12 protein-coding genes are annotated in these 12,580 nt (G+C 45.2%); 5 read left to right on the forward strand and 7 right to left on the reverse strand.

Annotated elements, in window-relative coordinates; all coding sequences use genetic code 11:
• Positions 1-154 precede the first annotated feature (154 nt).
• The 3 genes from BBD42_RS04265 to BBD42_RS04275 all read right to left on the reverse strand — a co-directional run bounded on the left by BBD42_RS04265 (position 155) and on the right by BBD42_RS04275 (position 3,718).
• Positions 155-2,170, reverse strand: coding sequence for a carbohydrate-binding domain-containing protein (locus tag BBD42_RS04265; RefSeq protein WP_099517143.1), 2,016 nt, complete (start codon positions 2,168-2,170; stop codon positions 155-157).
• A 128-nt stretch (positions 2,171-2,298) separates the two neighbouring features.
• Complete coding sequence (locus BBD42_RS04270) at positions 2,299-2,982, reverse strand: DUF4956 domain-containing protein (protein WP_099517144.1); 684 nt, start codon at positions 2,980-2,982, stop codon at positions 2,299-2,301.
• On the reverse strand, positions 2,975-3,718 hold the full coding sequence (locus tag BBD42_RS04275; RefSeq protein ID WP_099517145.1) for a polyphosphate polymerase domain-containing protein: 744 nt from the start codon (positions 3,716-3,718) through the stop codon (positions 2,975-2,977). The genes BBD42_RS04270 and BBD42_RS04275 overlap by 8 nt, the downstream gene beginning before the upstream one ends.
• Positions 3,719-4,108: 390 nt before the next feature.
• Here BBD42_RS04275 and BBD42_RS04280 point away from each other — a divergent pair, with 390 nt between their 5' ends.
• Together BBD42_RS04280 and BBD42_RS04285 are read left to right on the forward strand one after the other, a co-directional pair.
• Positions 4,109-4,786, forward strand: a complete 678-nt coding sequence (locus BBD42_RS04280) for a response regulator transcription factor (RefSeq protein WP_056030776.1) — start codon at positions 4,109-4,111, stop codon at positions 4,784-4,786.
• Positions 4,786-6,096 (forward strand): sensor histidine kinase, encoded by a 1,311-nt coding sequence (locus BBD42_RS04285; RefSeq protein WP_099517146.1) that lies wholly within the window; start codon positions 4,786-4,788, stop codon positions 6,094-6,096. Before BBD42_RS04280 ends, BBD42_RS04285 begins: the two co-directional genes overlap by 1 nt.
• Before the next feature lie 127 nt (positions 6,097-6,223).
• Here BBD42_RS04285 and BBD42_RS31695 read toward each other — a convergent pair whose 3' ends face one another.
• Positions 6,224-6,388 carry a hypothetical protein gene (locus tag BBD42_RS31695; RefSeq protein WP_172455384.1) on the reverse strand — a complete coding sequence of 55 codons (165 nt, stop codon included), beginning with the start codon at positions 6,386-6,388 and terminating at the stop codon, positions 6,224-6,226.
• 228 nt (positions 6,389-6,616) lie between these two features.
• On the opposite strand from BBD42_RS31695, the gene BBD42_RS04295 reads away from it, so the two are divergent.
• Positions 6,617-8,014 carry a prolyl oligopeptidase family serine peptidase gene (locus tag BBD42_RS04295; RefSeq protein ID WP_172455385.1) on the forward strand — a complete coding sequence of 466 codons (1,398 nt, stop codon included), beginning with the start codon at positions 6,617-6,619 and terminating at the stop codon, positions 8,012-8,014.
• A 115-nt stretch (positions 8,015-8,129) separates the two neighbouring features.
• On the opposite strand, the gene BBD42_RS04300 is transcribed toward BBD42_RS04295, so the two are convergent.
• Both BBD42_RS04300 and BBD42_RS04305 read right to left on the reverse strand, forming a co-directional pair.
• Complete coding sequence (locus tag BBD42_RS04300) at positions 8,130-8,459, reverse strand: nucleoside triphosphate pyrophosphohydrolase (protein WP_099517149.1); 330 nt, start codon at positions 8,457-8,459, stop codon at positions 8,130-8,132.
• A 23-nt stretch (positions 8,460-8,482) separates the two neighbouring features.
• The gene (locus BBD42_RS04305; protein WP_099521447.1) at positions 8,483-9,466 is read right to left on the reverse strand and encodes an HNH endonuclease; all 984 of its coding nucleotides are present in this window, start codon (positions 9,464-9,466) and stop codon (positions 8,483-8,485) included.
• 189 nt (positions 9,467-9,655) lie between these two features.
• On the opposite strand from BBD42_RS04305, the gene BBD42_RS04310 reads away from it, so the two are divergent.
• Entirely contained in the window at positions 9,656-9,946 is a 291-nt protein-coding gene (locus BBD42_RS04310) for a hypothetical protein (RefSeq protein ID WP_099517150.1), read from the forward strand.
• Positions 9,947-10,404: 458 nt separating this feature from the next.
• On the opposite strand, the gene BBD42_RS04315 is transcribed toward BBD42_RS04310, so the two are convergent.
• Positions 10,405-11,325: an oxidoreductase gene (locus BBD42_RS04315; protein ID WP_099517151.1), complete on the reverse strand. Its 921-nt coding sequence runs from the start codon at positions 11,323-11,325 to the stop codon at positions 10,405-10,407.
• Between the two features lie 251 nt (positions 11,326-11,576).
• Here BBD42_RS04315 and trhO point away from each other — a divergent pair, with 251 nt between their 5' ends.
• On the forward strand, positions 11,577-12,470 hold the full coding sequence (gene trhO / locus BBD42_RS04320; protein WP_099517152.1) for an oxygen-dependent tRNA uridine(34) hydroxylase TrhO: 894 nt from the start codon (positions 11,577-11,579) through the stop codon (positions 12,468-12,470).
• Positions 12,471-12,580: the final 110 nt, after the last annotated feature.

The following is a 12,580-nucleotide window of genomic DNA, read 5'->3' on the forward strand; positions in this document are numbered from 1 at the left end:
TTTCATTGTGAATTTTCTGATAACGGCCCTAATTCCGTTCCTTTAATCGCAACCTTCCGAAAATGAAAGCGTTTGATGAAAATGCCAATAACAGAAAAAAAATGCCCCTTCGGATAAGATGTCCGAAAGGGCATTTTTTTATCTATTTTCGTTATTATCGGCCTCCGCCTTGAGGTCTTCCGCCTCCACCGCCGCCGCCGAAGCCGCCTCCGCTGTTGGCAGTCGTTACGCCGGATTCATTCAGCCAAGTTACACTGCTTGAGACTTCGAAATCGGTCACTTTCGTTCCGCCTGTATAGGCACCATCCGTATACAGGCCATCTGTATTACTGCCGGTCGAGCTTCCGCCTGTGTAGAGGGTGTAGGAACCGCCTTGCGCAAGCTCCGGTGAGCTAATGACTACAGATTGATAGTTTTTCGATGGGGCAAAGGTCATAATCGTGTTGCCGTCGCTATCTTGAAGATGGACTAATGTTCCTGCTTGCTGAGCTTGAGAGAACGTCATGCTGATGGTGAATTGGCTGGATTCTTCAGAAGTAGCCTGAGCCATTCCTGAGCTTCCTGCTGCAACCAGCGTTCCTCCGCTAATGTTAAAGGTGCCGTCGTAGTCCAATGCACCATTGCCGTTCATAGTTGGACCATTCACACTTACAGTGCCACCCGTCATTGAAATCGAGCCGTTCGAATCAAGGCCATCGCCAGCAGCATCTACATTTACAATTCCGCCGCTAATGGTGAGCAGGTTATTAGACGAAGCGCTGAACTGATCAGCCCGGCCACCTGCCGCCTCGCTCGTTTCATCACTGCCGCCTGCTACATTGATGCCGTCATCGGAAGCAACGACATGAATCTCGCCGCCGGAGATCGTAATGTTTGCTCCTTCAATGCCTTCGTAACTTTTCGTGATGTTAATGCTGCCTCCGGCAATCGTTGTCAGTGCGTCGGCATGAATGCCGTCATCGCCAGTCGCGATTTCAAATTCTCCGCCTGTTACCGTCACATTGCTGTTGCTGTGCAAGGCATCATCTGCGGAATCAATCGTAAACGTACCGCCGTTGACCGTCATATCTCCGCCCGCCTTCACCCCTTTAGCACTCGTTGATCCGGTTTCCGTCGTTTCCGTAGTTGCTGTCGCCGCTGCGTCGGCAGATGTGCCGGCTGCCGAAGTGGCGTTCATTCCGCCTCTTTGCATGCCCATGCCGCCTGGTCCTTCCTCCTGCTTCACTTCACCGTTCACGTTGCCTCCCCCTGTTACGAGGTTAAAGGTGCCGCCATCCACAATCAGTTCCGTTTCAGCTTGAATGCCGTCATTGCCAGCTTCAATGGTGAACGTTCCACCCGCAATAGCGATAAATCCACGGCCCTCATCCGTATCATTGGTCGATTTAATGCCGTCTCCTTCAGCTTTAATCGTTACCGTGCCATCCTCAATAGCAACCATATCCTTACCGACAATGCCGTCGTCTGCAGCCGTGATGTCGATGGTTCCAGATACGATTTTCAAATCGTCTTTGCTTGTGATTCCATCATTGTAGCTTGCTACTACTGACAGCTTGCCCGTACCATTAATCGTCAGATCCGCTTTGCTGAAAATAGCTGCGCTTGGCTCATCCGTAGCAGCATCCGCGAAAACGTAAGTTGCGCCATCGGAGATCGTGTTTTCCGTACCTTCCTGCAGCGTAAGGACTACATTACCCGCTTCCTTGATGTAGATTCCAGCGCTGTCGTTATCATGAATGTTAGCTCCATTAAGCACGAGATGAACGTCCCCGTCATCCTGTACATCCACGACAACTTGCCCGTCGCTCAGTGTTCCGCTTAGCACATAGGTGCCGGCTGCCGAAATCGTTACGGTGCTGCCCGAAGCTTTTGCACCCGAGCCGGTAACAGCTGCGCTTGTTCCGTTCAGCTTAATGGCCGTCGACGTCTCGGCACTCCAATCCACCGCCTTGTCCGCCTCATCGAACGTAACTACATCCGATACGGCAACGCTTGCTGGCGCAGCAGCAGTGGTCTCGCCGCTTTGCGAACTCGCCGCAGCTGCTGCGGTAGTGGCTGATGTAGTAACCGCTGCTGTTGTTGATGCTTGCGATGAAGTACTGCAAGCCGATAATACGACCGAGCAAATGAGCAAAACTCCTAGCATCTCGCGAAATTTATTCTTTTTCATATGAATCATCCTCTCGGGTTTGGTTTGTTTAAAATATAAGAATTCATAAGTTTCACCCTTATAATCCGCTTATATTTCATCGCGAAACGGCAGCTTTGCCGTCAGAGGACGGCGACAGCCGTTTACGCTTAATAGTCATACGTGGTCGGGCTCATCGTTAATGAAATGTCCAGATTGCCGTTTCTGCAGCGAATCGCATCGAGAAATTCCTTTTGATTCGTCTGCTCATCAATGGTCACGGTGTAAACCAGCTCATATAAGCTGCCTAGCTCCGTCGTCCGAATCTTGTTAAGCGCGTAACCCACTTTGAATTGGGCAAAAACTTCAGCAAATGCTTCTTCATACCCCAGATTTTCCGGGATCGTTACTTTCAGTACTTTTTGCAGCGTCTTTCTTACGCCAAATTTAACGCGGTTAAGGATAACCATAAGTACACAAAGGATAATCGTGAACAAAATCGCGTAACCGAACGAGCCAACTCCGCAGGCAAGCCCTGCTGCCATGGTGAACAATACAAAGGTGATATCTTTAGGATCGCCCGGCGCGCTTCTAAACCGGATAATCGAGAATGCTCCTGCAAGGCTGAACGCTCTAGCAATATTGCTGCCGATGAGCAAAATGATAATGGCCACGATGACCGGCAGCAGCACCATTGTCAGTGTAAAGCTTTGCGAGTAGCCATTCGGGTTCGTTTTCATATAGGTGTAGCTGATCATTCCGCCAAGAACAAGGGATAACAAAATCGTGATAACGGCTGAGCTAAAGGTCAAATCCGTTGTCGTAAGCGTTGTGGAAAAAAGTGAATCAAGCATAAAGGACACTCTCCATTTCTAGCTTGCTGTTTTTCAGCATTTTTTTGTATTCATTGCCGTATTTCGAAAAGCTTGTGCGATACATTTGATGCTCGGACAGCATTCTCGACAGCCACATCGGAATCGTCTTCTCTGCCTTCACTTCCATGAGCCATTGTCCAGGCTGCAGCAGCGGTTCGCCATAATTGCCGCTCTCAAGCCTCAAATCATATCGCCGGCAATTAATATTCGTATCGAAGGTAATGCGGAGGTCGCGATTCTCTTTGCTGAACAGCGCCTTGCGGTCGTAGCCCAGATACACTTTAGGCTGCAATTCATATTGCTGAAGAAAATATGTAATTTCCTGCAGCACCTGCTTGTTCATGTACCCCTGCAACTCTGGCTGAAGTCCCGTACGGACAAATTCATAGGCTTCGTTCAGCTTCAGTCCCGTTCTTCTTTTGTTAACAAGACCAAATACCTTTTTCTTAATTTCCAGATAAACCTTCGCATCCTCCTTAGGAGTGCCGTAAGCTCGGAGGCGAAGCTTTTCCTTATACTTCGGCTTGGACAGGCTGTTGCGAATCAAGGCATCATGCTCGGTGTCATAATACAAGTTGGTGATGGAGTAAAATTCATGCTGCTTGTTGTAATCATCCAGCTCCATGTATTCCAGCAGTTGAAGGTAGAAATTGCGGTAGGCTTCACTATCGAGCAAATATTTGTTTTCGTATCGGTTGAAAACCTCAATTGCCATATTGTTCAAATCCTCTCTATTTGATCTCGCATGTTATTCGCTTGGCGATCTGGTTCGTTGTTTGCTCCCTGTTCTCGCTTGCTATATTCGTATCTTAGTCCCCAAACCTTTAACGAAACTTAAATGAATTTACAAAATTTTAAAAGAAGGGTGAAGATCATGCTTCGCTCCATGAAAAGATCAGCTTCCGATCGCCATTCCCCTTTCCGCTGCAAACATTAAGGTTGACTAAAGGTAATCCTGATATAATGGCCTTATTAAAAATATAGGAAAGAATATCATTTCGTTATCCTTTTTCTATATTTCTCGGAATGAAACGCGCCGCGCCGCCAAGTACGGCAACAGCCGTTTCACCTTCATACACAACCTCTATATAAAGGATGACTGGCCATGAGAATTTTAATTGTAGAAGATGAGCTTCATTTAGCTGAAGCATTAAGCCAAATATTAAAGAAGCATAATTACTCCGTTGATGCGGTCCATGATGGCGTTTCCGGGCTCGATTATGCGCGGAGCGGCATTTATGATTTGCTGCTGCTTGATATCATGATGCCTGAAATGGACGGAATCAGCGTATTGACCCAGCTTCGCAAAGAGGGCGTATCCACCCCCGTCATTCTGCTGACCGCAAAAGGGGAAATTACCGATATGGTGGCGGGGCTTGATCATGGGGCGGATGACTATATTGCCAAACCTTTTTCATCCGAGGAGCTGCTTGCCCGAATACGGGCTGCATTAAGACGCAAAGGCGAAGTGCTGCCCGAGGATGCCTTAAAGTTCGGGGATATCGAATTAAACACGTCGAATTTGAAGCTTTCCGTTAAAGATAAAGAAATCAAGCTCAATTTAAAGGAAAGTGCCCTATTGGAGCTGCTGATCGTGAGGAAGCAGGCAATCACCTCCAAGGAGCTGATTATTGAGAAGCTTTGGGGCTTTGATTCAGAAGCGGAGCACAACAATGTGGAGGTTTATATCTCTTTTTTACGGAAAAAGTTTACGTTTCTGCATTCGTCCGTACGCATTAACACGATTCGAAATGTAGGGTATGTATTAGAGGTGACCGCCTAATGTTCACGAAGCTCAGAAATCGATTTCTTATCGTTAATCTGGTCATCATTTCGGTGGTCATGCTGATCGCCTTCGCTTCCATTTACGTCATTACGTACCGGAATGTGCAGGCAGATATCAATGATGAGATTCACCGGGTAGCCGATTTTTATCAGAAGCCCTCAGGCGGCTCTGATTCTTCGCCCTCCGGCAGGCATAAGGGCGATTCTCCTTCTGCACCTATGGATAACGGGGCTATAGATAATGGTTCTATGGATAGCGGGCCTATGAATAATGGGGATTCACGTCCAGACCGTTCAGTTGCTTTTTCGCTGAAAACAGATGCCGAGTGGAACATTACAAGCACGACCTCTCCATTCGAAATGGACAGTGATTTTTATGTCGCTGCGGTGCAGGAGGCTTCGGCAGTCACTAAAAACACCGGGCAGTTCAGCTTGGATGGGAGCCACTGGGCTTTTCTCAAGCAGCAGACGAATGAAGGCTATAATCTGGTTTTCCTTGACGTTACTGCCCAGCAAGATATTTTGACCAATTTAATTTATACGTTTTCTGTCGTTGGGCTCGCGATGCTGATCATCTTGTTTTTCACCAGCCGTTTCTTCGCCAATCAGTCGATCAGACCCGTGAAAGAAGCGTTCGATAAACAGAAGCAATTTATTGCCGATGCTTCGCATGAAATGAAAACACCGCTTACGATCATTAACACCAATACGGATGTGCTGCTCTCCAACAGTGAAGATACCATTCACAACCAAGCGAAGTGGCTGCACTACATCAAATCAGAAACGGAAAGAATGACGAAGCTGACCAATGACCTGCTGTATTTAACGGAAATGGATGATGCCCGAACAAGCATGGTCTACAGCAAGTTCAATATGAGTGATGCGGTTGAAAATATTATTTTAACGATGGAAGCTGTTATCTTTGAGAAAAATGTGTCTCTGGACTACGACATTGAACCAGATTTAATGGTGCAGGGCAGCGGGGAGCAGATTAAGCAAGTCGTGATGATTTTGCTGGACAATGCTGTCAAATATACGAGTGCCAAAGGAACGGTCACCATGTCGCTCCAGAAGCAGCAGAACGATATTGTGCTGGCGGTCACCAACACCGGCGAAGGAATTGCCGCCGAGCATCTGACCCGCATTTTTGACCGGTTTTACCGTACCGACTCCTCCCGGGCGCGCAAGCAGGGCGGTTACGGCCTTGGCCTGGCGATTGCGAAGTCCATTGTCGACCAGCATAAAGGGAAAATTTACGCGAAAAGCACAGTAGGCGAGTCTACAAGCTTTTATGTTCATCTGTCTTGAGCGGATTAGGCGGGGTTAGCAGCAAGTTGCTCCTCTGCCCTGCTCCATCTGGAAACGCGTACAAAAAAGACTGATGAGCATTCATCAGTCTTTTTTGGCTATTTTGCAATCGTAAAGGTATGCTCGACTATTTGGTAGCAGGGTTGTCCGCTCCATCTGGTTGTGCGCTCGCGATTGAACTTTGGTTGCCTTGTAGCCGATTCAAGTTGTCCGCTGCTGCTGCGTTTGACGCCAATGTGCTGCTGAACATAATACTGATCATCAGCATGCTTGCTGCTAATGTCTTTTTCATAGTGGTAGCCTCTCATTTCTGTCCCATATGGATGTGAACAATATTCATTATAGACATGCAACCTTAAATGGATATGAATTTTCGAACATTTTTTATGAATCCTTGCAAAAATGCTGGCTTGCAAAAAAATGGGTCGCGCTTAGTCCTCCAATCATATTGTCATTTTATGGTTGAGATGATACGCTTACTTACAGCAGGCTATTGAACTGGAGGAGAATGATGATGAAGATGAATAAAGGGTTATTTTCCAGCCTTCTTGTTTTGGCGGTTACTTCAACCCCTTTTGCCTTTACAAATGTAAGCGCAAACAATTCAAGCTCCGAATCTAAGCAGCCCTCGTACTCATTAGTTGTGAAAGGCTTTGACTGGGGTCCCAGCGTGCATAAAATCGTCTTGAACACAGGAAGCACCATTCAAGGAAATACGCTGGCTAAAGACAGCTTTAAAATTTTAGCAGAGCGAAATTATCCCATGTTTAACTTCGATACCCAAAGCTCCTATGATGGCTTCGATAGCGGCAGCAGAAGCATAAATAACACCTATCTTTCAGACGAGGAAGGCAACAAGCTAGACAAGCAAACCGGCCAATACATTACGATTGAGATGAGCGTCCACCCTGATCTGGCTACTGCAAGCACGTTTAACTTTGATCTGCAGACCTTTACGAATCAATATGTAGACCTTCAATATACGATAATTCAGCAGAAAGCGCTCAAGGACGCCGCTGGCAATGTAATCAACGATTTGACGACGACGCAGGAAACTCCGCATACGGTCATCGAGCAATCCATTGACAAATTTGATCTAACAGGAAAATTTGATTATAAAGACGCTAAATATGGCGACATTGCGCTCACCTATGCGTCTTATTTGCCTGACACCGACGGGAAGAAGCTCCCGCTGATCATCTGGCTGCACGGGGCTGGAGAAGGGGGAACCGATCCACGAATTGCTCTTTTGGGCAACCGGGTAACGGCGTTAGCTGAAGATGCTGTACAGAAATTTTTTGGCGATGCGGCCGTTCTTGTACCACAAACCCCTACCTTCTGGATGAATAACGGAACGGGGCAATATACGCAAGATGGCAGCAGCATGTATACGAACGCCTTGACGGCTTTAATTAAACAATATGTTAAAGACAATAAAACGGATATTGATCCGAAGCGAATATATATTGGCGGCTGTTCAAACGGCGGCTTTATGTCCCTTAATATGCTCCTTGCGAACCCTAATTATTTTGCAGCTGCTTATCCGTCAGCAGAGGCCTATTTGGATACTTGGCTAACCAATAAAGATATCGCCAAGCTTAAAAATATCCCTATCTGGTTTACGGCCGCCGGAGCGGATCAAACCGTGGATACTTCAAAAAACACAACGCCAACTTATAAGAGGCTTATTGCTGCTGGTGCGCCTAATGTCCATTATTCTTATTTTGACACTGTGCTCGATTTGAGCGGCCAGTATGCCAAAGGCAAAGGAGATAACAGTCCTTATGAATATAATGGGCACTGGTCCTGGATTTATGTACTGAACAATGAAGTGTCCAATGACTATAATGGCAAGCCTGTAAAGGTTGAAGGCAAAGCCGTCACCCTTATGGAATGGCTGGCAAAGCAATCAAAATGATGGTGGTTAAATCATAGTTTGACCGTTTCTTAAGGTGCGAATGCGTTAAGGATTTTATAAGTTACGTATTCGCACCTGGGGAACAACTTAGTACAGACAGGAAACTTCTTGCATTTTACTTATGGTCAAAAACATTCATAAGGCATATACGCTTATAAAAACCTCCGCGCTCATCCTTTTTCCTCTCTCGTATAAGCTCCATTTGCTCTCTTCCAATACCCTTGCTATGGGCAAAGCTATAAATAACCTCAAGCAAATCTGCCAGCTCCTCCAATTGTTCTTCCTGATCACCAGCTTCAAGAAACTCATTTAGTTCTTCTTGAATTTTCTCCTTTAGCGCTATCTCATATTCAGCAGTATTAAGTACCCTAGAGCTGAACTGCTTACCGCTTGCTTGGATGATTTGAGGTATGTTGTCACGCACAAGCTTGTTGTATGTTTTCACCCTTGTTCTCCTCCCTATTTTCATTAGCCCTGGCAAGCCATCCAAAACTTGCGTACAAGATTACTATCGATAGCAAATTCGAGTTCTGAAACATGCTTATCAAGCTTCCCTTGTTCCTTCAAGCGTTGAAGAAGATTGTTATTCCGCTCCTCAAGCCGCTGAATCATTGCTTCATTCGGCACAACATTAGATTTACTGCTATTGCATGTTTGGTGGGCAAATACAAGATTCCATAAATCATCAGAATATAGATAGGACCATGGAATAACATGGTCAATTGTAGGTGTTTCATTTTTTATTATCGAATCACATATAAAACAATGAGTCTCAGGATTTTCTACGATAAGAAATGGTGCAAACTTACTTAGTGACCTTCGACTTACCTGATCATCATCTATAATTCGTAATTTTTTAGATAGTCTAGGTGAATGATTAAAATTCTCCAGCATTTGTGTCCAACGATAGTTAATGGCATCAACAACAATCAATCTGTTTTGTTTTAGAGCAAGCAAGTTCTCTTTTTGAATAAACAAGCTATCTCCTTTTTGCTCATATTCGTAAACGCCTTCCATTTCTTTTCCTTCGACCCGCAAAAATCGGTAACTTACGTCTTGCTTTAGTGCTCTTATAGTTGCATGGAGTGCTTTCTCATACTCTTTGCCACATGCGGATTCGATATTCGATCTAAACCATTTTATGGGTTTCATTGTCCTTGATTGAGCCTGATAGGCTGTTATAAGGGTCTTGGAAGTTGTGACCATTACGGGCGGCTTCACGGGATTCGAGCTTTGCTGAAGATTGAAAAACATCGTTTGTTCGAAATAATAACGAAGCACCTTTTTTGCAATCTCTCTTAATTGAACTTCCACATGCCCCGGCACTTCCGTTGCTGATTGCTCTTCATATTCAACCGCTATTTCTGTAATCGCTTTTGCCCATGCCATTTTATATGTATTGTCGAAACTGCAATTTCTAATGATGTACAGCCATTTTTCTAAAAAAATCATACGCCGCTTCCACCCCATTTTTTTGCTTTAGTGCCAAAATTGTATTCCTCTTAGGCTGCAAACTAGCTATAATGTCTATATCCATGCTAACATATTCGACAACAATAGAGACACCGAAATTGGCTCAAAGTTGCTTGACCAATCACAAGTATTTTTCAAAATGACTAAGTTCTAAAAGGATGGTTGGGTGTGAAAAAATATACGGTTATTATCGTTCTATTCCTACTTATAGCGGCTGCTTTAACAGTACCTAGCAAGCAGCAATACGCTGATTGGCTTAAAGGTCATATCAAGGAAGATAGCAATAGTTTAATTATCAACTTGGGTGTTGACCTGCTTGGGACAACGATTATTGAGAAAGTAACGACTTGCCAAAGCTATGTCGTATTAAGTGTATGTACCACCAAAATTAGCAACTCTGAAAAAATCAAAGCAGCGGGTATATTCAACAATTTCATCCCTTTGCAATTTCCTAAGTAAGAGTAAGCTCATCATAGAGCAAAAAATAATAATAAACTCCCTTCAGTTTGCTGTATAGTGCACACGGAGGGAGTTTTTTTGTTACAGATGGCTTATCACTTAGGACGTGCATGCAAACGTGAGCAAGCCAGATGCTTATTGAATTTTACCTCAAACGCGCTTCCGCTCCTGCTTTAAAATGTCCTAGCTTATGGGTTGAACTTACATAACGAAAAGCGGATTCGTGCAAAGACTTGGCGGACACAGGGCAGCTATTTCAACCAAAACAGAGGAAACGGCATAGGTTGCGGACTCAGAAGACGCTAATGCGCTGCTATTAGTTATTTTGACGGCATAATGCGAGCTATAACGGCTTTGCTGTCCGCTTATGGCCCAAAATCGCCTCAAAAGCCACAGTAGCGGAACGTCAGTCCGTCAAAATATGAGATAGCAGCACGATGCCGATTTTCATTCAAATCCTAGTTGAACTTGTAAGAAACACCCGTTAAGCTTTCTGAAATATGCCATAACCGGTTTGAAATATCAGCAGCGTATAATTTATTAATGATCTCGTCACTCTTAGGATAGCCTTTTCTGCCGCCTCTCCCGTCTGGGCCAATATATTCCCCGCCTTTAATTGACGGTTCTGTAGCAGCATACAAGGTAGGCAAGGCCCCCATATGGGCTGGCTGGCTTAATAATCCGGTAAGCATACGCATGAATGTATTGGCCCGTTTTCCTGAACCGAAGGAAAATAAGTTCGTATTCGATATTCCAGGATGGCAGGCAACGCTTACGGCATCTATGTGATTGGAACGAAACTTGTTTTGAAGCTCTTTGGCGAACATGAGGTTGGCCAGCTTGCTTTGCCCATAAAATTTTATAGCGCTATATCCCTTGGAACCGTCTAAATTGTCAAAATGGATAGCAGCGTTATGAGCAGCTATACTGCTTACGGTAACCACTCTCGAATTTGGGGTAGCAATAAGCTTTGGCAAAAGTAAGCCCGTCAGGGCAAAATGGCCCAAATGGTTTCCGCCAAGCTGTGATTCGAAGCCATCCTTGGTCAAACGATGCGGGGGAATCATAATTCCAGCATTATTGATAAGAATAGATAAGGAGTCGTATTGATTCATAAAATCGGTTGCGAATGCCCTGATGCTATTCAAATCACCAAGGTCAAGCTGCATCGTTGTCACATGTGCATCCGGATAGACCGACTTTATTTTGCCGGCAGCTACGCTTCCCTTCTCCATGTTCCGAACAGCCAGTATAACCTTTGCTTTTCTTTCAGCTAGTGCTGCTGCTGTTTCAAAACCCAGCCCGCTATTCGCGCCTGTAATAATGACTACTTGATCTGATACATCTGTGATGTTGTCTTTGGTCCAAACAACGCTCATTTTAAATGCACTCCTTTTTTATCAAATAGCAGAAAATGATTCGATTGGGCCAAGGTGAAACGGCTTTCTCCGTCCTCTGGCGGCGCGGCACGGTTCGATGGGAAAATCATATCCTTTCCAATATGTTAAAAATTGATGTCAACCCAACGAAATTATCAGCACAGTTGGTGTTGTGAACATGTCCTATGTCTATTACAATATAATATGTTCTCTAATGTGTTCTCAACTTAGTTACAGAAAGGAATTTGGCAATGAACAACCCTTCCAACTATCAGGTCTTATTGTATTATAAATTTGTTGCAATCCCCGATGCGGAGCAATTCGCAGCCGAACATTTGGCTTACTGCAAGGAGTTAAACGTGCGAGGCCGCATTCTTATTGCGGATGAGGGCATCAATGGCACGGTTTCCGGAACGATTGAGCAAACGGAGCAATACATGCGTGACCTGCGCTCCAATCCGTTGTTTGCCGATATCGTATTTAAGATCGATGAAGCTGATCAGCATGCTTTTCCAAAAATGTTCGTCCGTTACAAAAAGGAGCTCGTTACTCTCCGCTACGACAAACCGCTTGATCCCAATACGCTAACCGGCACGCATCTGTCTCCTAAAGAGTTCCACGACTATTTGCAAAGGGAAGACGTTATTGTGCTTGACGGCCGTAGCGATTATGAATACGATCTTGGACATTTCCGCAATGCGATCAGGCCTGATCTTAAAACCTTCAAGGAATTTCCGGAATGGCTTCGCGAAAATATGGCGGATATGAAAGACAAGCCGATCATTACTTACTGTACTGGCGGTATCCGCTGCGAGAAGCTGACTGGCGTCATGCTAAGCGAAGGCTTCAAAGATGTCTATCAGCTCGATGGCGGCATTGTCACCTATGGCAAAGACGAGGAAGTTCAAGGAAAGCTTTTCGACGGCAAATGTTATGTGTTCGATGAGCGGATTTCGGTGACCATTAACCGCACAGATGAAGCTGTCGTCGTCGGAAAATGCTATCACTGCGAAGCGCCAGCGGAAACCTACATTAACTGCGCGGATGATACCTGCCACCGTCAGCATATTGTATGCCCGGACTGCGAGGAGACCCATCACGGCTTCTGTTCTATGGAATGCGAGGAGCATGTGACTAGCGTTTAATGGGTACTGATTAAGCGTAAACGGCTATCGCCGTCCTCTGGCGGCATAGCTGCCGTTTCGCGGGCAAAATATAAGCTGATTATAAAAGTGAAGCTTATACGTTCTTATAA

The organism is Paenibacillus sp. BIHB 4019, from assembly GCF_002741035.1.
In the GTDB taxonomy this organism is placed as follows: Bacteria; Bacillota; Bacilli; order Paenibacillales; family Paenibacillaceae; genus Pristimantibacillus.